The 21,127-nt window shown below is 63.5% G+C and carries 18 protein-coding genes; 13 read left to right on the top strand and 5 right to left on the bottom strand.

Translation table 11 applies throughout. From position 1 onward, the window contains the following. The first annotated feature begins 170 nt into the window (after positions 1-170). The 5 genes from ACVWWD_RS04895 to ACVWWD_RS04915 are packed head-to-tail and all read left to right on the top strand — an operon-like array spanning position 171 to position 4,920. The gene (locus tag ACVWWD_RS04895; RefSeq protein WP_023774150.1) at positions 171-1,055 is read left to right on the top strand and encodes a carbohydrate ABC transporter permease; all 885 of its coding nucleotides are present in this window, start codon (positions 171-173) and stop codon (positions 1,053-1,055) included. Continuing rightward, the gene (locus ACVWWD_RS04900) at positions 1,055-1,900 is read left to right on the top strand and encodes a carbohydrate ABC transporter permease (protein ID WP_352550566.1); all 846 of its coding nucleotides are present in this window, start codon (positions 1,055-1,057) and stop codon (positions 1,898-1,900) included. Before ACVWWD_RS04895 ends, ACVWWD_RS04900 begins: the two co-directional genes overlap by 1 nt. Further along, on the top strand, positions 1,897-2,919 hold the full coding sequence (locus ACVWWD_RS04905; RefSeq protein ID WP_352550568.1) for an SIS domain-containing protein: 1,023 nt from the start codon (positions 1,897-1,899) through the stop codon (positions 2,917-2,919). Before ACVWWD_RS04900 ends, ACVWWD_RS04905 begins: the two co-directional genes overlap by 4 nt. After that, the gene (locus ACVWWD_RS04910) at positions 2,919-3,857 is read left to right on the top strand and encodes a PfkB family carbohydrate kinase (protein ID WP_457102935.1); all 939 of its coding nucleotides are present in this window, start codon (positions 2,919-2,921) and stop codon (positions 3,855-3,857) included. The genes ACVWWD_RS04905 and ACVWWD_RS04910 overlap by 1 nt, the downstream gene beginning before the upstream one ends. After that, the gene (locus ACVWWD_RS04915; RefSeq protein ID WP_023774146.1) at positions 3,844-4,920 is read left to right on the top strand and encodes an ABC transporter ATP-binding protein; all 1,077 of its coding nucleotides are present in this window, start codon (positions 3,844-3,846) and stop codon (positions 4,918-4,920) included. The genes ACVWWD_RS04910 and ACVWWD_RS04915 overlap by 14 nt, the downstream gene beginning before the upstream one ends. A gap of 54 nt (positions 4,921-4,974) precedes the next feature. Here ACVWWD_RS04915 and ACVWWD_RS04920 read toward each other — a convergent pair whose 3' ends face one another. Then, positions 4,975-5,508, bottom strand: coding sequence for a TetR/AcrR family transcriptional regulator (locus tag ACVWWD_RS04920; protein WP_023783649.1), 534 nt, complete (start codon positions 5,506-5,508; stop codon positions 4,975-4,977). 146 nt (positions 5,509-5,654) lie between these two features. On the opposite strand from ACVWWD_RS04920, the gene ACVWWD_RS04925 reads away from it, so the two are divergent. Together ACVWWD_RS04925 and ACVWWD_RS04930 are read left to right on the top strand one after the other, a co-directional pair. Continuing rightward, positions 5,655-7,064 carry an efflux RND transporter periplasmic adaptor subunit gene (locus ACVWWD_RS04925; protein WP_352550573.1) on the top strand — a complete coding sequence of 470 codons (1,410 nt, stop codon included), beginning with the start codon at positions 5,655-5,657 and terminating at the stop codon, positions 7,062-7,064. Continuing rightward, the gene (locus ACVWWD_RS04930; RefSeq protein WP_023774144.1) at positions 7,061-10,144 is read left to right on the top strand and encodes an efflux RND transporter permease subunit; all 3,084 of its coding nucleotides are present in this window, start codon (positions 7,061-7,063) and stop codon (positions 10,142-10,144) included. The genes ACVWWD_RS04925 and ACVWWD_RS04930 overlap by 4 nt, the downstream gene beginning before the upstream one ends. Before the next feature lie 104 nt (positions 10,145-10,248). On the opposite strand, the gene ACVWWD_RS04935 is transcribed toward ACVWWD_RS04930, so the two are convergent. Next, positions 10,249-10,704, bottom strand: coding sequence for a L,D-transpeptidase (locus ACVWWD_RS04935; protein ID WP_023774143.1), 456 nt, complete (start codon positions 10,702-10,704; stop codon positions 10,249-10,251). Positions 10,705-11,415: 711 nt separating this feature from the next. Between ACVWWD_RS04935 and ACVWWD_RS04940 the strand changes: the two genes are divergently transcribed. Continuing rightward, the gene (locus ACVWWD_RS04940) at positions 11,416-11,583 is read left to right on the top strand and encodes a hypothetical protein (protein ID WP_023774141.1); all 168 of its coding nucleotides are present in this window, start codon (positions 11,416-11,418) and stop codon (positions 11,581-11,583) included. A 71-nt stretch (positions 11,584-11,654) separates the two neighbouring features. Here ACVWWD_RS04940 and ACVWWD_RS04945 read toward each other — a convergent pair whose 3' ends face one another. After that, positions 11,655-12,356 carry a response regulator transcription factor gene (locus ACVWWD_RS04945; RefSeq protein ID WP_023774140.1) on the bottom strand — a complete coding sequence of 234 codons (702 nt, stop codon included), beginning with the start codon at positions 12,354-12,356 and terminating at the stop codon, positions 11,655-11,657. 45 nt (positions 12,357-12,401) lie between these two features. On the opposite strand from ACVWWD_RS04945, the gene ACVWWD_RS04950 reads away from it, so the two are divergent. Both ACVWWD_RS04950 and ACVWWD_RS04955 read left to right on the top strand, forming a co-directional pair. Continuing rightward, positions 12,402-13,175: a response regulator transcription factor gene (locus tag ACVWWD_RS04950; protein ID WP_352550578.1), complete on the top strand. Its 774-nt coding sequence runs from the start codon at positions 12,402-12,404 to the stop codon at positions 13,173-13,175. 79 nt (positions 13,176-13,254) lie between these two features. Then, a complete protein-coding gene (locus ACVWWD_RS04955) occupies positions 13,255-15,342 on the top strand; it encodes a PAS domain S-box protein (protein WP_031241120.1) in 2,088 nt (695 codons plus the stop codon). Positions 15,343-15,471: 129 nt separating this feature from the next. Here the strand turns inward: ACVWWD_RS04955 and ACVWWD_RS04960 are convergent, their stop codons facing one another. Next, the gene (locus tag ACVWWD_RS04960) at positions 15,472-15,879 is read right to left on the bottom strand and encodes a hypothetical protein (RefSeq protein ID WP_023783652.1); all 408 of its coding nucleotides are present in this window, start codon (positions 15,877-15,879) and stop codon (positions 15,472-15,474) included. 451 nt (positions 15,880-16,330) lie between these two features. Here ACVWWD_RS04960 and ACVWWD_RS04965 point away from each other — a divergent pair, with 451 nt between their 5' ends. Beyond that, the gene (locus ACVWWD_RS04965; protein WP_023774136.1) at positions 16,331-17,533 is read left to right on the top strand and encodes an aromatic ring-hydroxylating oxygenase subunit alpha; all 1,203 of its coding nucleotides are present in this window, start codon (positions 16,331-16,333) and stop codon (positions 17,531-17,533) included. A 124-nt stretch (positions 17,534-17,657) separates the two neighbouring features. On the opposite strand, the gene ACVWWD_RS04970 is transcribed toward ACVWWD_RS04965, so the two are convergent. Continuing rightward, complete coding sequence (locus ACVWWD_RS04970) at positions 17,658-19,076, bottom strand: aminotransferase (protein ID WP_457103614.1); 1,419 nt, start codon at positions 19,074-19,076, stop codon at positions 17,658-17,660. A gap of 268 nt (positions 19,077-19,344) precedes the next feature. Between ACVWWD_RS04970 and ACVWWD_RS04975 the strand changes: the two genes are divergently transcribed. Continuing rightward, complete coding sequence (locus ACVWWD_RS04975; protein WP_352550584.1) at positions 19,345-20,262, top strand: ABC transporter permease; 918 nt, start codon at positions 19,345-19,347, stop codon at positions 20,260-20,262. After that, complete coding sequence (locus ACVWWD_RS04980; RefSeq protein ID WP_352550586.1) at positions 20,259-21,080, top strand: ABC transporter permease; 822 nt, start codon at positions 20,259-20,261, stop codon at positions 21,078-21,080. The genes ACVWWD_RS04975 and ACVWWD_RS04980 overlap by 4 nt, the downstream gene beginning before the upstream one ends. Positions 21,081-21,127: the final 47 nt, after the last annotated feature.

The raw sequence follows: 21,127 nt of genomic DNA on the forward strand, positions 1-21,127 counted from the left end.
GATACGGGCGGCACTACAGCGTTGCGTCCCTTATGACGCGCAAAAGACGCTGTAGCACTTTCTATCTTGCGCGTGATCCTTCCGGAAATCGGCCTCCGATTTCCGGGGTCATGCGCGAGTGCCGCCCGTGCTATGTCCAGATCACAGATGAGAGAAGAGAGGCTGCTCTGATGTCGAGCACCTGGATGACGACCCGCGCATGGCTTTTGATGCTGCCTTTGCTGGTGGTCATGGTCGCCGTCATCGGCTGGCCGCTGGCCGATACGGTCGGGCTCTCCTTCACCGATGCCAAGCTGGTCGGCACGGCTGGCAATTTTGTCGGCTTCGACAATTACTCCAACATGCTGTCGAGCACCAACTTCTCGCGCACACTGATCACCACGACCGTGTTCGCGATTGTTTCGGTTGCCGCCGAAATGGTGATCGGCGTCCTCGCCGCCCTGCTGCTCAACCAGGAGTTTCGCGGCCGCGCAATCTTGCGCGCCCTGATGATCCTGCCCTGGGCATTGCCGACGGTGGTCAACGCCACGCTGTGGCGGCTGATCTACAATCCTGAATATGGCGCGCTGAATGCCGCCTTGACGCAGTTGCATCTCATCGACGCCTATCGGTCTTGGCTCGGCGAGCCAGGAACGGCGCTGGCTGCCCTCATCGTTGCGGACTGCTGGAAGAACTTTCCGCTGGTGGCGCTGATCGCGCTCGCCGCCCTCCAAGCGGTACCGCGTGACATCACCGCCGCCTCGCTGGTCGACGGCGCGGGACCGTTCAACCGTTTCCGCTTCGTCATCCTGCCCTATCTCGCCGGCCCGCTGATGGTGGCGCTGGTGCTGCGCACCATCGAGGCCTTCAAGGTCTTCGACATCATCTGGGTCATGACACGCGGCGGTCCGGCAAACACCACGCGAACACTCTCGATCCTTGTCTACCAGGAAGCGTTCTCCTTCCAGCGCGCCGGCTCGGGCGCGTCGCTGGCGCTGATCGTCACCTTGCTCGTCACGCTACTCGCCGTCGCCTATGCCGCCCTGGTGCGAAAGACCGCCGGGAGCGCCGCCTGATGGAACGCAAGAGCCCCGGCTTCACCGTCTTCATTTATGCCTGCGCGCTGCTGCTTGCCGCGATCATCCTGGCGCCTATCGCCTGGCTGTTCATCATGAGCATTTCGCCGGCCGCCGATCTTGCAGCCAAGCCGCTGCGCTGGTGGCCGCAGGCAGCCGACTTCTCCCGCTACCAGCAATTGCTGTCGACAGCCGAAAACAGCGCCGGCGCCGCCTTCACCTCGTCGCTGCGCAACAGTCTTGAGATCGCCGGCATGGCGACGCTGGCCGCACTCGCCTTGGCAATTCCCGCCGGCTGGGCGGTTTCGCGCACACCCGCGATCGGCTGGTCGCTGTCGATGGTCATCGCCACCTACATGCTGCCGCCGGTGGCGCTCGCCGTGCCGCTCTATATGGGCCTGTCGCATCTTGGCTTGCTCAACAATGTCTTCGGCCTGGCGCTGGTGTATCTCACCATACTGGCGCCCTTCACCACATGGCTGATGAAATCCGGCTTCGATTCCATCCCGCGCGAGATCGAGGCGGCGGCGATGATCGACGGCGCCGGCCTGTTCCAGACATTGCGCATCATCACATTGCCGCTGGCCGCGCCCGTGATGGCGACATCGGCGTTATTCGCCGTGCTACTGGCCTGGGACGAATTCTTCTACGCGCTGCTGTTTACCTCCGACCAGCGCGCCAAGACGCTTACCGTCGCCATCGCCGATTTGGCCGGCGGCCGTGTTTCCGACTACGGATTGATCGCCACGGCCGGCGTGCTGGCCGCCTTGCCGCCGGTGCTGATCGGCCTCGTCATGCAGCGGGCGCTGATCTCGGGCCTGACCAGCGGGGGTGTGAAAGGATGAACATGATTGCAGATAAAGAACGGCCGGCCGGACTGACCGCCATCGACCGCGAAATGGCGCGCCAGCACGCCGATGCGCGTGCTTCGTTCGAGAACAACGCTGCCATGGCGGCAGACGTCGCCGCTTCGATTGGGAAGACCGGCCGCCTGCTTCTGCTTGGCATGGGCGGCTCGCATGCGGTCGGCCGTGCCGTCGAGCCGCTCTATCGCGCACTCGGCATCGATGCGCTGGCGCTGCCGCTGTCCGAGCAGCTCGGCCAGCCATTGCCGCTGGCCGACCGAACGGTGCTTGTGACTTCGCAATCCGGCGAGAGCGCCGAAGTCGTCAGATGGTTTGCGCAGGCCGGCGGTAGCTCGGACGTTTTCGGCCTGACGCTCGAAGGCGGTTCTTTTCTTGCCCGCAACGCGCCTTGCCTGGTCGGCGCCGGCGGCACCGAACTGGCTTTCGCCGCGACCCGCAGCCTGACCGTGACCCTGGCCTTGCACCTGGCCATCCTCGCTGCTCTGGGCGAGGATCCGGCTCCTGCCCTTGCCATGCTCGAGGCTCCCCAGGATTGCGATATCGCCCAAGCACTCGCCGCGCTCGGCAAGGTGGCTACGATCGTCACCTCCGGCCGCCGCCTGCAGGGCGTGGCCGAAGCCCTGGCGCTTGGCCTGACCGAACTGTCGCGGCTGCCCTGCTTTTCGCTCGAGGGCGGCCAGTTGCGGCACGGGCCGATGGAGATGCTCGGCCCTCAGATCGGTGTTGTCTTGTTTCGCGGCGCCGACCCGACCTCGGAGCTGGTGACCGCGATGGCACTTTCGGTGGTCGAAACCGGCGCGCCGCTGGTCATCTTCGACGCGTCCGGACAAGCGCCGGTCGCCGGGGCCGTCACGCTCACGTTCAAACCAGCCGCGGGGGTGGCCGCTATCCTCGCAATGCTGCCGGTGGCACAGCGCCTGATGATCGCCTTCGCGGACGGTCGCGTCGACAATGCAGGCACGCCGGTGCGCACCACCAAGATCACAAGGAGCGAGTGATGCGCCCGCTGGCGGTGATCGGCAACGTCAATGTCGACCTGATCGTCGGCCCGGTCGCGCCATGGCCGAAGGCGGGCACCGAGACCGTTGTCGACCATGACGAATTGCGCGTCGGCGGCCAGGCCGGCAACACCAGGCTCGCCTGGCAAGCGCTGGGCGTCGACTTTGCGATTGCCGCCAATGTCGGTGACGACCAGTTCGGCCGCTGGCTTGGTGAGGCTTTTGGCGTCCGCGCCGAGAAATGGGCTATCCGTCCCGAAGGCACGACATTGTCGGTCGGGATGACCCATCCCGATGGGGAACGGACCTTCTTCACCACTCGCGGGCACTTGCCGCGCTTCGGCCTCGCCGATGTCTTGTCGGTTCTCGACGGCCCCGCGCTCTCCGGTGGCTACGCCCTGCTCTGCGGCTCGTTCCTGACCGAAGACCTCACGCGCGACTACAATGCTTTTTTCGACTGGGCCGACAGCCACGGCATTGCCGTGGCACTCGATACAGGCTGGCCGATCGATGGCTGGACCAACGCCAATTGCGCCGCGACAAGGACATGGCTGTCGCGGTGCGCGCTGGCGCTGTTCAACGAGGTTGAGACGGTGACCCTGGCGGGGTTGCCAAGTCCGGAGGAAGCGGCGCGTGAAATCCGATCCAGCATGAGGCAAGGCGCGACCTTCGTCGTTAAGCGCGGGCCACGTGGCGCCATCGCCATCGGCCCGGACGGCGCTCTCGTCGAAGCCGCCGCGCCCGAGGTCAGGGTGGTCGACACGATCGGTGCCGGCGACGTCTTCAATGCCGCCTTCCTGGCCGCATTGGCACAGGAACGGCCGCTGTCCGCCTGCCTCCGCGCCGCTACGCACGTCGCCTCGCGCGCCATTTCCACCTTGCCCCGCGACTATGGCGGGCCAATGCAGTTCGAGGGCCCCATGCATGAGCACGCTTGAAATTCGCGGCATCCGCAAGAGCTACGGCAGCGTCGAGACGCTGAAAGGCATCGACATCGCGCTGCAGAGCGGTGAATTCCTTGTGCTGCTCGGCTCGTCGGGATGCGGAAAATCGACGCTTCTCAACATCATCGCCGGTCTTGCCGAGGCGACCAGCGGCGACGTCCTGATCGGTGGCCGCTCGATCCTCGGCGTCCACCCCAAGAACCGCGATATCGCCATGGTCTTCCAGTCCTACGCGCTCTATCCCAACCTGACCGTGCGCCGCAACATCGGCTTCGGACTGGAGATGCGCGGCGTCGCGGCCGACGAGCGCGACGGTACGGTGAACGAAGCGGCAAGACTGCTGCAGATCGAGGCTCTGCTCGACCGCAAGCCGAGTCAGCTTTCCGGCGGCCAGCGCCAGCGCGTCGCCATCGGCAGGGCCCTGGTGCGCAAGCCGCGGGTCTTCCTGTTCGACGAGCCGCTGTCCAACCTCGACGCCAAACTGCGCCTGGAAATGCGCACCGAATTGAAGCGCCTGCACCAGATGCTGCGGACGACCGTCGTCTACGTCACCCATGACCAGATCGAGGCGATGACGCTGGCCAGCCGCATCGCCGTCATGCGCGACGGCAGGATCGAGCAGCTCGGCACCCCCGAGGAGATCTACAACGATCCGGCGACACTGTACGTCGCCGGCTTTGTCGGCGCGCCATCGATGAACATGCTGCAGGCCACCGTCACCGACGGCAAGCTGGCCATCGCCGGATCCGATGTACGGATCCCCATGCCGGCACGCTATGCTAATGCGGCGCCTGAGGGCGCACAAATGGTCGTCGGCATCAGGCCGGAAGCGCTGCGTGCGGCGACCGGAGCCGCCGCGGAGCCGTCACTGCCCGTGGAGATCGAGGTCGTCGAACTGACCGGCCCCGAGCTGGTCACCACGGCGCGGATCGGCACGCAACGGCTGACGGCGAGCCTGCCGCCGCGGGCCCAGTTCGCCAAGGGCGAACAGCGCAGCCTCGCCTTCGACGAAGCCGCGCTTCGCTTGTTCGATCCATCGACGGGCAAGGCCCTGTGAGCGCCGTCGATTGAGCCATCGTGGCAGCGTCGCCCTGCTCCCGCGCGGACAAGCCTATTTGGCGATATCGAGAAGTGACGACACCAGCAGGTCCCGTTCGTCCTTTGACAGCACGTCGGAATCGAACAGGTTCATGCTGCGCAGCCCTTCGATGGCGAGATAGCAGACCAGCAGCGATTTGAGATCCGGCGCCTCGCCCTTCAGGCGCTCGAAAAGCTGCCGCTTGAATGTCTTGATCGGCATCATGAAATCGGGATCCTCGGCGATCGCCGAGAATATCCAGGATGCGGATGGCTGCTTTTCCTCGCAATCCTCGGCTGACAGCCTGATATAGACGGCGAGGGGATTTTTGCCCTTGTCGTTGCTGTTCGCGGATTCCAGCGCTTGCTCGAAATCGCGCAGATAGCCTTCGACCAGGCCTTGCATCAATTTCGCCTTGGTGGGGAAATTGTAGAGCAGCCCGCCCTTCGACACGCCGGCGCGGCTGGCGACGGCATCGAGCGACAGGCTGCCGGGCCCGGATTCCCGGGCAACATCAGCCGCCGCGGCGAGAATCTTCTCGCGCGAGTTCGGTCGTTGGGCTCTCATGGCGCCTCCCATCGCAAGCTTAGGCCCAATTGACAAGACCGTCCAGACGGTACAGTAAGACCGCCACTATTTGAAATCGGGACCCGCAGTCGATATGTGTCCCGATGTCCGCGCTTCGCGCCGGATTTTCGACTGAGGGGACTTCCTTGTTCAAGCGCATACTCCGTGTCTTTATCGTTATTGTGGTCCTTGCCGTGCTCGTCATCGTGGTCGGCGGGATCGTCGGTTTCAACTTCCTGCGCGATAACGGTATTAAACAGTATTTCGCCACCATGAAGCCGCCGGCGGCGACCGTGTCGACAACCGTCGCCAAGCCGTCGAACTGGACACCGGGCGTCGAGGCGATCGGTACGGTGCGGGCCGTGCGCGGTGTCGACCTGACGGTCGAGACCGCCGGAATCGTCAAGGAAATCCCCTTCCATGCCAACCAGAAGGTGGCGGCCAACGCAGTGCTGCTGCAACTCGACGACGCCGTCGAGCGCGCCGATCTCGATGCGCAGAAGGCGCAGGCGGCACTCGATCAGACCACGCTGACCCGCGCCGTCGAACTGACAAAGCGTGGTGTTGGCTCCGACTCGACGCTGGACACAGCGCGTGCGGCGGCGTCCGCTTCGGCGTCCCAGGTCACCAGGCTGCAGGCCGTGCTCGACCAGAAGCAGCTTACCGCACCTTTCGCCGGCACGGTCGGCATTCCGAGAATCGATCTCGGCCAGTATCTGGCACCCGGCACCGCGGTGGTGACGCTGCAGGACCTCGACACGATGCGGGTCGACTTCTCGGTTCCCGAACAGCAGCTGCCGCTGCTCAAGATTGGCCAGACGGTTCGCCTGGGCCTTGGCGGCAGCGACGACATGCCCTTTGCCGGCGCCATTCGCGGCATCGACCCCAAGATCGACCCATCCAGCCGGCTGGTGAACATCCGAGCAGAAGTTGCCAATCCCGAAGGCAAATTGACCCCAGGTCAGTTCGTGCAGGTGCGTGTCGAACTGCCCGAGGAGCAGAACGTGCTGTCACTGCCGCAGACGGCACTGACCACCAGTCTCTATGGCGACTACATATTCGTGGTGGAGCCGGCGAAGCCCGCCGGGGCAGCCCCGGCGCAGCCAGCCAAGCCGGACGAAAAGCCGGCGGCGGCCACCGACAAGCCTGCGGATCCCAAGCCTGCGGATGCCAAGCCTGCGGATGCCAAGCCTACGGATGCCAAGACGGCAGACGCCAAGCCGGCAGACGCCATGAAACCCTCCGTCGATGCCATGAAGCCGGCCGCTGACGCAGCCAAGCCAGCGGACGAGGCCACTGCCGATGCCGCCAAGCCAGCAGCGGCCGATCCGGCCAAGCCGGCGGCGGAAGGCGACAAACCGGCGCTTGTTCTGTCACAGGTCTTCGTCAAGCCCGGCCGCCGCAATCAAGGCATGGTCGAGATCATCGAAGGGCTGAAGGCCGGCGACGAGGTCGTCACCGCGGGCCAGAACCGCCTCTTCAACGGCATGACCGTCAACGTCGACAACACCATCGACCCGACCAAATCGGCGAACAAGCAGGCCGACCAGCAATGAGCTTTTCCGATCTCTTCATCCGCCGGCCCGTCCTTTCGACCGTTCTTGCCTGCATGATCCTGCTGCTCGGTTTCCAGGGCATCTTCAACCTGTCGATCCGGCAGTATCCGAAGGTCGACGAGACCGCGATCACAATCACGACAGCCTATCCGGGCGCCAGCGCCGACCTGATCCAGGGCTTCATTTCCGCCCCGATCGCGCGCGCCGTCGCCTCGACCGAGAACATCGACTACGTCACCTCGTCCAGCCGTCCGTCCTCCAGCACCGTGACGGTGCAGATGAAGCTCGGTTCCAACCCAGACGTCGCGTTGACCGAAGTGCTGTCGAAGGTCCAAGGCGTGCGCGGCACCTTGCCGGACGCCTCCAAGGACCCGGTCATCGTCAAGGGCACGGGTCAGCAGTTCGCGATGATGTACATCTCGATGCAGAATCCGAACATGACCAAGGAGCAGCTGACCGAGTATATCGAACGCGTCATCAGGCCCCGCATGTCGACGGTCGAAGGCGTCGCCGACGTGCAGATCTTCGGCGCCCAGGAATACTCGATGCGCGTCTGGATCGACCCGGTCAGGCTTGCCGCGCGCGGCGTGACGGCGGCCGAAGTGCTGACGGCGATCAACAATTCCAATTTCCTGTCGGCGCCCGGCAACACCCAGAACGAATATATCGTCTCGTCGATCACCGTGCGCTCGACGCTGCAGACACCGGAAGCCTTCGCCGCGCTGCCATTGCGCTCGACCGACGGCAATGTCGTGCGCCTGCGCGACGTGGCCCGCGTCGAATTGGCCGCCGCGAACACCGACACCAGGGTTTCCTTCAATGGCAAGCCCGGCACCTTCCTCGCCATATTTCCGACCCCGGCAGCCAATCCGCTGACCACGGCGGCGGCACTCACCAAGCTCGTGCCGCAGATTCAGGATACACTGCCGAAGGGCATGACGATCGAAGTCGTCTACGACGCGACCGGACAGATCAGCGCCTCGATCGACGAGGTGTTCAAGACCATCGGCGAGGCGGTCGCCATCGTCGTTGTCGTCATCCTCCTGTTCCTCGGTTCGTTCCGCTCGGTGCTGATGCCGATCATCACCATCCCGCTGTCGCTGATCGGCGTCTGCTTCCTTTTGTTCGCGGTAGGCTATTCGATCAACCTTCTGTCGCTGCTGGCCATGGTGCTGGCGATCGGCCTTGTCGTCGACGACGCCATCGTCGTGGTGGAAAATATCCACCGCCACATGGAAGAGGATCACATGCCGCCCATGCAGGCGGCCTTCAGCGGCATGCGCGAGATCGCGTCGGCCATCGTCGCCATGACCATGACGCTGGCCGCCGTGTTCGCGCCGCTGGCCTTCACCGGCGGCCTGACCGGCGCCCTGTTTCGCGAATTCGCGGTGACGCTCGCCGGATCGGTGGTGCTGTCGGGCGTCATTGCCATCACCATCACGCCGATGATGTCGGCGCGCCTTCTGAAGCCCGGCAATGCCGGCCGTTTCCAGCGCATCGTCGACGGCACTTTCGCGCGCGTCGAGCATGTCTATGAGCGCGCCGTCACCGGATCTCTGAACTATCGCCCGCTGACGCTGCTCATCGTTCTGGCGCTTGTAGGCGTGACTGGCTTCATGTTCACCAAGACCTCGACGGAACTGGCGCCGGAAGAGGATCAGGGCTTCCTGCTCTCGCTGGTGACGGGGCCGCGCTATGCGACCTCCGATTATACCGAGACTTACGTCAATCAGATCCTGGGCCTGGTGAAGGACATTCCCGAAACCCGGGCGCAGTTCTCGGCCGTCGCCTTCGGTGGTACGACCAACAGCGCCTTCGTCGGTTTTGCCTTCAAGGATTGGGCGGAGCGGAAGCGCGGTTCGAAGGAGCTGCAGGCCGACATTACGGCTCGTATCGCCAAGGTGGCGGGTGTCCAGGCCTTCGTCTTCGCGCCGCCGACTCTGCCAGGCTCCGGCGGCGGCTTGCCGATTTCCATGGTGGTGCGCTCGACCGGTGATTCCGCTCAGGTCTACGAGGAAGCCGAGAAGATCAAGAACAAGGCGCAAGCCTCGGGCCGCTTCATCGTCGTGCAGAATTCGATGGCCTATGACGCACCTCAGGTGACGGTGACCATCGATCGCGACCGCGCCGCCGCGCTCAACCTGCCCATCGCCGATATCGGCCGGACGCTGACGCTGCTGGTCGGCGGTGCCGAAGTGGCGCAATTCGACCGCGACTCCAACAGCTATGACATCATCCCGCAGGTGCCGCAGGAATTCCGCGACAACCCCGAAAAGCTCGGCCAGTACTTCGTGCGCAGCGTGACGGGCGAGATGGTGCCGCTGTCGGCCGTGGTGACGATTTCGAACAATGCGTCGCCGGCGGCGATCGAGCAGTTCAACCAGCTGAATTCGTCGACGATCTCGGCGCTGCCGCTGCCCGGCGTCACCACGGGCGACGGTTTGAAAGTGCTCGAGGACATTGCCACGGAGAGCCTGCCCGACACTTTCTTCATCGACTATTCCGGCCAGTCCCGGCAGGAGAAGGAACAGGGCAACACGATCCTGATCGCTTTCGGCGCGGCCGTCATCGTCATCTACCTGGTGCTGGCGGCGCAGTTCGAAAGCTTCCGCGATCCGCTGATCATCATGATGGCGGTGCCACTGTCGATCTTCGGCGCGATCGTGCCGCTCAATCTGGGCCTAGGCACCCTCAACATCTATACCCAGGTCGGACTGATCACGCTGATCGGCCTGATCACCAAGCACGGCATCCTGCTGGTCGAATTCGCCAACCAGCAGCGAGAACTGCATGGCATGCGGCGGCGTGACGCCATCATCGCCTCGGCCAAGGTGCGCCTGCGGCCGATCCTGATGACGACGGCGGCGATGGCGCTGGGCGTGGTGCCGCTGATCGTTTCCAGCGGCGCCGGTGCCGCGGCCCGCTATTCGATGGGCCTTGTCATCTTCACCGGCATCCTGGTCGGCACCATGTTCACACTGTTCGTCGTGCCAATGTTCTATACTTTCATCGCCAGCAAGGACCTGCCGCATCTAGCGGAAAAGCCGGATCCCAAACTGATGCCGGCGCTGCCGAACTGAGGCACAGGGCGCAAGACACAAAAAGAGGCCGGGATTTCTCCGGCCTCTTTTTTGGCGATCGCTCCAGCAACTCCGGCACATAGCCGAATGCGGCAACCTGCCTGCTACTTGACGATGACGATGCTGGTGTTGGCCGGGCCGAAGGTCTCGACGAGCTGGTAGAAATCGGCGGCGTTGTCCGGGTGCAGCCGTACGCAGCCATGCGAGGCGGGCTGGCCGAGGCGCTTGATGGCATAGGTGGCGTGGACCGCGTAGCCGCCGCTGAAAAACACCGAATGTGGCATCGGCGCGTTGTCGTATTTCTTCGAATACCACATCTGATGCATGCGCGTCGGCTTGAACGAGCCGGTCGGCGTCACGTGCGCCCTGTCGCCAGTGGAAACCTTCCAGGCGAAAGTCGGCCGGCCGTCGACCGAGACTTCCATGACCTGCTGCGACAGCGAAACGCGGGCAACGATGCTGTTGGCGGCATGGGCGGCCTTGGCGCCGAACAGAAGTGCACTGCCCATGAGCGCGGCGGCGGTGATGTTGATGAACTTTGCGGAAATGGTGGTGTGCATGATGTCCCCTCTCTCTGCCGGTCCGGCCGGCTCCAATTCGATGAGGCGGCTTATCCCAGCGGCATGTTTCGGAAAGATTTCGCGAAATGCTCGTTTGTGTTTCGAATCTGTTTCCACTGGTTAACAGGGCAATTACCCTGTTCGATGGCGCTCCATTCCGAACATGGGACCATGGATGAAGGACACAGGCATTCACCATGAAACGAAAGTTCGAGTTGCCTCCTAGATGAAAGAGTTTGTCTCCATTCGAAACCAATCTGCAACAAAGTGCGGTTTTGGACGGCATGATCCGGATACCGACCGGATGCAAAAGTTGACGCAACGAAAGCAGACGGCAACGACTAAGGGAACGAAAACGAACATACGCTCCTGGCTCTTCAGGATCAGCATCACGGCGGCGGCTGTCGGCGGCGTCACCATTGCCGGCGGCCCCGTGCGGGGCTGGCGGCGATGAGTTCGAGTGAGATTTCGACCCTGCACGTCGCCCTGTTTGCGCCACGGTCTGGATCGTTTCCAGCCTGCGCATCGCCCGGTTGAAGGCCCTCTGGCGGGTTGGCCTTCGGCAACTGGCATTGCGCGGCCCCTCCGGCAACTTGCTGCCGAGAGGACCGAAGGCCCGCGCCGCGACGGGGGGCTCCGTGGGCGGCGCGGGCACTTCGGGAGTTTCGGGAAGCGATCCGCGACACAGTCATTTTTTGGGGAATTCAGATCATGAAAACAAAGTTCGCGGCTTCCGTGCTTTCCGCACTGCTTTATGCGCAGGGCCTACTCGGCTTTGCCGCACTCGCCACCGTGCTGCTCAAGGAACGCGCTCACGCAAGCGGGTTCGCCGTCAGCGGCGAAATGGCCTCGGGCCCGTCCTTGCTGGTGGTGCGCTGAACCTCGCGGGCATCGGCGCGGGAAACGGAAGCCCGATGTTCATCCGGCGAACCAGCGGGAAAACACAGCCGTCAGTCGGCGAACTGCCGTGGCGGATCGAACCTGTAGCCGGCGCCGCGTATGGTGGTGATGGTGTCGGTGTCGAGCTTGCGGCGCAGCCGCACGATGCGCGAGTCTATCGACCGATCGAAGGCGTCGGCATTCTCGGCCGGCGCCGCGGCGATAATGTCGTCACGCGTCAGCACCTTGCGCGGGCTCGCCAGGAACAGCCTGAGCAGCGCCACCTGGCCGGCCGAGAGCTGCTCCTGCGTACCGGAGCGGTGCATGACCATCGCCGACCTCAGGTCGACGGTCGCGTTCTCCAGCACGATCAGTTCCTGGGTGCCCCTGCCGCGCCGCGAAAGCAGGCCGCCGACTCGCGCGGCGAGTTCCCTGACATTGAGCGGACTTTCGACGACGTCGGCGGCGCCAAGCTCGAGCGCCAGCACCTTGTCGAGGAGATCGGCGGGCCGGCATATCAGGATGAAATCCGGTCCATGCTCGCTACCCCCAGCTTGGCCGCCAAAACGCCTGAGCAGATCCCGCCCTTCCGCCTGGCTGAGGCTGTCCCCGACGACGACAACGTCGATGCCGCCGCTCGCCAGCAGCGATTCCGCCTCCCAGGGCTGCCGCGCCCGGCGCACGTCATGGCCGCGCCGCTCCAGATGGTCGGCAAGCTCGGTCGCGACGACCTCGGCGACGGAAACAAGCGCGATGACGGCTCGTGCGGCCATGTTTTCCAACCGTTCCCTTGCAACCGGATATGAGTGCTGGACATCATGTTTATACCCAATCTACTTTCCACTGAAAGTGGGAGCGAGAGCATCGTGCGGGCAAGAATTGTCATCGTCGAGGATGAGCCCGACCTGAGGGACGCGGTCGCCGAATATCTCGGCGCCGCCGGCTACGATGTTTCGACCGCTGAAACCGCGGCCGCCGCGCGCGGCCTGATCGAGACGCAGTCCTTCCATCTGGCTATCCTCGACATCGCCATGCCGGGCGAGGATGGCTTGTCGCTTGGCCGCTGGCTGCGCTCGAAAATGCCGATCGGGATCATCTATGCGACCGCGGCCGGCACCGCGCTCGACCGCATCGTCGGACTGGAACTCGGCGCCGACGATTATATAGTCAAGCCGTATGAACTGCGCGAGGTGCTGGCCAGGGTGCGCAGCGTGCTGCGCCGTGTTCCCCAGCCGATGGAGCCGCAGGACAGGAAAGCCAGGACGGATCGGCGCTCCGTCGCTTTCGGCCCCTTTCAGGCCGATCTCGACGGCAGGATGGTCACCGGCGCCAACGGCACGGTGATCGACATGGCCAAGAGCGAATTTGACGTGCTGGAGGTTTTCCTGACCCGCGCCAACCGGCTGCTGACCAGGGCCGCGATCTCCGAGGCTATCGGCTTCACCGAGGATCCGGAATCGTCGCGCGCCGTCGATATCCGCATCATGCGCCTGCGCAAGAAGATCGAGGCGGACCCGGCCAACCCGAAATTCCTGCGCACGGTGCGTGGCGAAGGCTATATCTTCTCGCTGCCGGCCGGCGACGGCAACTGAGCGTCAGACCCACGGGGGTTCCGCTCCGCAGCCGTTGCCAGCCGATCGAATCGGCGTGACTCTGGACTAATGGCTGACAATGACGGGCGACACGACAAGCAAGGACATGCAAGGTTTCCGGCAGGGTGCGGCGATGGCCGCCGTGCGTGTCGTGCGCCGGCTGCGCGAGGCCGGCGACTGGCAGCGCGAAATGGACGGCATACTGGAAACGCTGTGCCACGCCATGGAGTGCCAGCGCGGCATCCTGTTCCGTCTGCGCGAATTGCCCGGCCAGGGTTTCGCCCAGTCGGTCGCTGCCTACTGGATCGATCCCGACTTCGGCGGCGAACTGGCCTCACCGACCGTCATCATGCAGTCGATCGTCAATTCGGATCCGCTGCTTGAGCGGCTGGCCGAGGATGAGCGGCAGGGCAAGATTTTCACCGGCCATACGCGCGATCTCGAAGGATTCCTGAGGGCCGATTTCGAGAAGCAGAACATCAAGTCGTTTCTGTCGGTGTCGGTCTTCGCGCACGGCCATTTGTGGGGCACGCTGGCCGTCAATGACTGCGTCGAAGAGCGGGAATGGACCGACGAGGAGGAGGCGACGCTGCACATCATCGCTCTCGCCATCGGCGACGCCATCGAACACTCCCCCTCCGACGCCCATGCCAGCGAAGTGATCCGCCGCACCATGCTGCAGGCGTCGCTCGACGCCATTATCGTCATCGACGAGGCCGGATCGATCATCGAATTCAATCCGGCCGCCGAGAAGATGTTCGGCTTCCTGCGCAGCGATATCCTCGGCAAGGACCTGCTCGACACCGTCGTTCCTGAATATTACCGCAAGGGCTATGCCTCGGGCGCCGACTACATGTCCGGCCGTGGCGCCCCGATGGTCGGACAGCGGCTCGAGACCGTGACACAGAATGCAGCCGGCGAGGTGTTTCCGATCGAACTGACGGCGACCGAGATGCGGGTCGCCGACCGCCGCCTCATCTTTGGCTCGATCCGCGACCTGCGCGACAGGCTGCGCGCCGAGGAAGAGATCAACCGGCAGCGCGAGAAGCTGCACCAGAACGAGAAGATGGCGGCGATGGGCTCGCTGCTTGCCGGCGTCTCGCACGAACTCAACAATCCACTGGCGGTCGTCGTGGCCCAGTCGACGCTGCTGCATGAATTCGCCTCGGATCCGCAGACCAAGGTCCGGGCCGAGAAGGTGCGTGCCGCCGCCGAGCGCTGCGGGCGCATCGTCAAAAGCTTCCTGTCGATGGTTCGCCTCCATCCGTCGGCACAGGCCGAGACCGATCTCAACCAGGTGATCCGCGCCGCTCTCGAAGTGACCGCCTACGGCGCGCGCTCGAGCGGCATCGTCATCGATACCGATTTCGCGCCAGGTCCGCTGCTCGCCATGGCCGATGCCGACCACGTGACACAGGTGGCGGCCAATTTCCTCATCAACAGCCAGCATGCCCTGGCCGGCGTCGCCGGCGACCGCCTGATCAAGGTGCGGAGCTTCCGCGGCGATCGTGGCAATCCCGGCTTCTCGGTCGAGGACAACGGGCCCGGCATTCCCGAAGCCATCCGTTCGCGCATTTTCGAATCCTATTTCACCACCAAGCCGGTCGGCGTAGGCACCGGCATTGGCCTGTCGATCTCGAAATCGATCATCGAACGGCACAATGGCAATGTCTGGTTCGAGGAGGTGTTGCCGAGAGGCGCGCGTTTCGTCGTCCAGTTGCCGGCGATCTCCGCGGGAATCGCGGCCGCCGGCGAAAGCCAGCCACGATCGAGCGGCCTGCGCCATGCGCTGATCATCGATGACGAGCCTGACGTCGCCGGCTCCTTGTCCGATATTCTCGAACTGATGGGCATCAAGTCGAGGATCGCGCCGCTCTGGGAATCGGGCGCCGCCACCTTGGACGGCCACATGCCCCCCGATATCGTCTTTTCGGATCTGCGCATGCCCGGTATATCAGGCATTTCGATCTACCGCGAACTGCTCGCCGAACGGCCCGACCTGGCGCGGCGTTTCGTGCTCGTCACCGGCGACCTGATCGGCGCGAAGGCGGAAGTCGAAGCCTTGCCGGCGCAGCAGCGGCCACAGATCCTCGAAAAACCGTTCAGCACGCTGGATGTACGCAGCGTGCTTTCGACCATCGCCGAGCAGGCCGCGTCGAAGGCATAAAAAGGCTCCCGGCCGATATCGCGGCGGGAGCCGAAGAGAGCGCTGAGAAGCGCTCGGGGAGGTAGGGCATGATCCCCAAACGGGAACCGGTTTCGGGATCATGCCCCGGCAGAAACGCAGAGGCAGAAATCAGAAGATGTTGGGCGCGCTGGTCAGCGGCGCGGCGTTGGCGATCATGCGGATCGCGCGGGTCTTGTGTGTTCCGGACTGCTCGGCAATGGCGCGCAGGCAATCCACGCTCTCGGCGCCCCAGGCCTGCCCCCTGCAGGCGAAATCGATTGCCGGCATGGGCAGGCGGGCGGTCGTGGTTGTGGTCGGCGCGCCTTCGATGAGGTTGGCGGGCGGATTCAACGAAGCGAAGGCTGGGCCGACCGTCGGCGTGAACGCCATGCCGGCGAAGGCGCAAGCAGCCAGCGCCATGAACATTCCCATCGGGTGGTCGGTGGCGCGCTGGCGAAGGGCCAGCTTCGGGCGACGGTCAGCGCGCTCTGGAGCTTCAAGGCGGTTGCCGCTGGTGATCTGGACTTTCGCATGCATCGTCATCCCCTTCGTTGATTTTCTTTTTGCGATGAAACGAATTTAATCGCGTCTTGTAACGGCGCAAAGGTGACGAGAGCCCGGCAATGTAACCGGATTGAAACATCGATACGGGCAAAAACGGGCAGGGTCGGTCATTGGAATATGTTTTGGACCAATAAGCGAGTTGCAAGGCGTGCACTACCGGGGGCCACGTACGTCGAGGCATTGCCGGCGGAAGACCTTGTCGGAAGGGCACGATTGGCGGCGCGAGCCGACGATAGATAGCGTTACGGAACCCTGGCTAAGATCCCGACTTTCCGGGGTTTTCGAAGCCCGCAACGGCGCGGGATTCCCATGGAGGAGCGCCGACATTTTGGCTGCGGAACCATAGTATTTCCACAAGCCATTGCATTTCAATGTAAAATATGATTATATTGAATGCTTATTCAATAAAAAGAAGAGACGTTTTATGAACCCGCACCTCCGTGACGTGGCAATCCCGAACGATTGGGACCGGCGGGGACTGCCGGGCTGGAGCTACCATTCCGACGCCCTTCTCGAACTCGAGAAGGAGCATGTGTTCCGCAATCATTGGCAGATCGTCGGCCATGTCTGCGACATCCCTGACGCCGGCGACTACCTCACCATGGATGTCGTTGGCGAGCGCGCCCTGATCGTGCGCGGCAAGGACGGCGTCGTGCGCGGTTTCAACAACATGTGCCGCCACCGCGGCAGCCGCGTCGTCGCCGACAGCCAGGGCAATTGCAAGAACGCGCTGGTCTGTCCTTTCCATGGCTGGGTCTACAATCTCGACGGCACGCTGCGCGGCGCCGCCCGCCCGCGCTCCTTCCCCGACCTCGACAAGACCGAGTTCGGCCTGATGCCGCTCGATCTCGAAATCTGGATGGGCTTCATCTTCATCCGCTTCCGCAATGGCGGGCCACAGCCCTCCGTTGCCGAACTGCTGAGGCCGATCGAACCCGAATTCGCGCATTACAAGGCCGCCGATATGGTGCCTTCCTGGGGTATTTGGACCCAGAAAACGCCGGTCAACTGGAAGTCGGTGCGCGACGTCGACAATGAAGGCTATCACGTCGCCATGGCGCATCCCGCCTTGCAGGATCTCTATGGCGCCACCTATTTCGACGAGCCCTTCGTCAACGGCGTCTCGCGCTCCTTCGCCACCTACAACCCGTATGCCGGCCGCCGCTGGAGCGTGAAGAACTACGTCAAGATCGCGCCGGAGCCGACGCATCTGCCGGACCATCTCAGGAAGGCCTGGGTCTATTACGGCATTTTCCCCAACGCCGTTCTGTCGGTGATGCCGGAATCGGTGCAGTTCTATCAGGAGTTCCCGCTATCGACGGGTGAGACGCTGCTGCGCGGCGCCATCTATCGCTACCGCGACGAGAGCCGAGAGCAGGCCGCCGCCCGCTACCTCTCCTTCCGCATCGATCGCGACACCATGTCGGAAGATGTGCAGCTCTCGGTCTGGTCGAACGAATCCATGCTGTCCGAGGCTTTCGAGGGCTTTTATCTCTCCGACCTCGAATATGGCGTGCGCACCCACCACGACCACCTGCGCAAGCAGGTTCCGGTGCTCGGCCTGGAAACAGCGCCGGAAGAAAAGGACATGTGGAATTTGAACGACGCGCTGCGGAGCCGGGCGTAACAATCCTGGTGATTGGCCAAAGCCGCGATGCGAGCGCCCCTCTTACCGTCAGCGCTGCCCTTCATCCGCCGTTCGGGCTCCTTCTCCGGTGAATGGGGAGGGTGAATGGGGAGAAGGAGGAAACTCACCCCTGCCACACACCCTCTTTCCTGAGATCTTCCATCGTGCGTGAAATGCCTTCGCGCAGGATGCCGACCATGTCGTCGATCTGCTCGCGCGTGATGACGAGCGGCGGCGACATAACGCACATGTTGATCAGCGGCCGCACCAGCAGGCCAAGCTCGTGGCAGTGGGCGTCGATGCGTTTGCCGACATCCTTGTCGAGCTGCAGCGGATCCTTGCTTTCGCGATCGGCGACGCATTCGACACAACCCATCAGCCCGACGCCACGCACTTCGCCGACCAGGGGCAGCTCTTCCAGCGTCTTGAGCTGCGCCTGGAAATAGGGCGCGACCTCGAGCGTATGCGCAAGCACGCTTTCTTCCAGCAGGTCGAGATTCTTCAAGGCCACGGCACAGCCGACCGGATGGCTGGTGTAGGTCAGGCCATGGCCGAACATCGCGTCGGGATGATTGGAACGCCGCAACTCTTCCAGCAGCCGCTCCGAGATGATGACGCCGCCAAGCGGGAAATAACCCGAGGTGACGCCCTTCGCGAAAGTGATCATGTCGGGGTCGATGCCAAACACGTCGCCCGAGGCAAAGACACGGCCCAGACGTCCGAAGCCCGTCACCACCTCGTCGGAGATATAGAGAATATCCTTGTCGCGGCAGATCTCGCGGATGCGCCTGAGGTAGCCGTCCGGCGGAATGATGACGCCGCCGGACGCCTGTATGGGTTCGCCGACGAAGGCGCCTAGTCTGTCCGCGCCGACACGCGCGACCGTATCGCGGAACTGATCGACAAGGAAATCGGTGAAGGCAGCGATGCTCATGCCTTTCGGCCGGCGGAACGGGTCGGGGGAGGCGAGCTTCACCACCAGCTCGTCGGCGCCATCCATCCAGTCGCGGTCGCGTGGGCGGCCATTGAGCGAAGCCGAGAGATAGGTTGAGCCATGATAGGCGCCGCCACGGCTCAGGATCAGCTTCTTTTCCGGCCGGCCGCGCACATTGTTGTAGAACTGCATGAAGCGCAGCGCCGTCTCGACCGCCGAGGAACCGCCCGTGGTGTAGAAGATATGGCTGAGATCTCCTGGGGCATGGCCGGCGATGCGCTTGGCGAGCTCCGCCGACGGCGCGTTCATGGTGTACCAGGGCGTGTTGTAGGACAGCGCCATCGCCTGGTCGTACATCACCCTGGCGAGTTCCTCGCGGCCATGCCCGACATTGACGCACCACATGCCGGCCGGGCCGTCGATCAGCCGCTTGCCGGTACTGTCGGTGATGTAGATGCTATCGCCCTCGCCGATCAGCGCGCGCGCCTCCGAACCGACGGAACCGGCGTAGGGCCAGGGCTGGATGAGATGACGCTTGGCCAGCTCGACCGCATCGTCGCCGCCAAGGCCAGCCGTTTCGCGTGCCTTCAGATCCCTCACAGCCGCCATCATCGCCTCCACATCATCCCCGAATTTTCCGGTCATCAATCCGGTTCGCCATGGCCGAAATCGGCACCCTGCTCACGTGATTTTGAATGTCCGTTCAATCAATATTGCAGAATTACCGCTTGATTTCAATCCGCGGATGCGCGCATGATGAAAGAAAGCCGGCAAGGGGAACAATAGCCGGCGCCAGCCCAAAGGGATGCCGTATGGCGGGACGATCCAGGCCAGCAATCGAGATCACACCCGGAGCCCGTCCCCCCAGGGTCTGGCAATGACGGCGGCTGCGGAAGGGTCGCCCTCGTTCGGCATGACGCGGGCCAGAAGAAATGCCTTTCTGCAATCCGAGCCTGTACAAGGCTTCGCCTTGATCAGCCCGACCTTTCTCTATGCTCTCATCCTTCTGGTCCTGCCGATCCTGGTGGTCATCGCCCATTCCTTCTGGACGCAGCACTACCTGACCATCGACCGAACCTTCACGCTGGAAAACTATCGCGTCGCACTGACCGAGCCGATCTACCGCGATCTGTTGTGGCGCTCGCTCTACATCTCGCTGACTGTCAGCCTGTCCACTGTCGTCCTCGCCTACCCGATCGCCTATTTCATTTCCTTCCATGGCGGCCGTCACAAGAGCCTGTGGCTCTTCCTCATCACCATCCCGTTCTGGACCAGCTATCTCTTGCGCGTGATGTCGTGGAAGGTCATTCTGGGCTACAACGGCGTTTTGAATTCCGGCCTGATGGGTCTGGGCATCATCGACGAACCGTCGACCGCCCTGCTCTACAATTCGAGCGCTGTCATCATCACGCTCACCCATGCTTGGGCGGCTTTCGCCATCCTGCCGATTTTCGTGTCCCTCGAGAAGGTCGACCGCACGCTGGTCGAAGCGGCCACCGACCTCGGCGATAGCCCCTTCCGATCGTTCCTGCGCGTGACCTTGCCGCTGTCGGCGCCAGGCATCATCTCCGCGGCGCTGATCGTCATGATCCCGACGGTCGGCGACTATGTCACGCCAAAGCTCGTCGGCGGCAAGGACGGGGTCATGATCGCCAATGCCATCCAAGCGCAGTTCGGCAAGGCCGCCAACTGGCCGCTCGGTGCCGCGCTTTCCGTCACCACCATGCTGATCGTCTCCCTGATGGCCGGCGCCACGGTGTTGATCATCCGCGGCTTGCAAAGGATGGCGCGATGAAGGCGCGGCGCTTGCTGCCGGGCGGCTGGCTATCGGCCTACGCGTTCCTCTATATCGTCTTCCTCTATCTGCCCGTCATCTTCCTGCCGATCTTCTCGGTCAACACGGCGGCGACGCCGAAATTCCCGCTGACGGGCTTCACCCTGCAGTGGTACGAAGACCTGCCGCGCACGCCGGCGCTGCTCGATGCTGCCTGGAACAGCCTGATCGTCGGCGTCTCGGCGGCCATCCTCTCCACCGTACTCGGCATCCTCGCCGCTCGCTCGATCACCCGCTACCGCTATCCCGGCCGCCGCGCCATCAACGGTCTGATCATGGCGCCGCTTGTGCTGCCTGAAGTGATCGTTGCCATCTCGATGCTGCTGGTGTTGCTGCAGTTGGACCTCGGTCTTTCGCTGTTCACCGTCGTGCTGGGCCACGTCCTGGTCTGCATTCCCTATTCGATGACGGTACTGACTTCCGGCTTCGAAGGTTTCGACCGCAGCCTAGAGGAAGCCTCCGCCGATCTCGGCGAAAGCGCCGTCGGCACTTTCCGGCGCGTGACGTTGCCGATGGTGGCGCCGGCGATCATTTCCAGCCTGCTGGTCTGCTTCACCATCTCGCTGGACGAATTCATCATCGCCTTCTTCCTTACCGGCACCGAGGCGACGCTGCCGATCTACATCTGGGGTCAGTTGCGTTTCGCCTCGAAACTGCCCGGCGTCCTGGCGCTGGGCACGCTGCTTTTGGTTGCCTCTTTCCTGTTGATGACAATTGCTGAAATCCTGCGTCGCCGCGCGGCCAGACGCACGCAGAACGAGGGAGGCCTCTATGCCTGAGCAGCCGCGGATCGAGCTATCTCACGCGGACAGGATCCATTCCGAAA

It is taken from the genome of Mesorhizobium sp. URHB0026 (genome assembly GCF_054059755.1).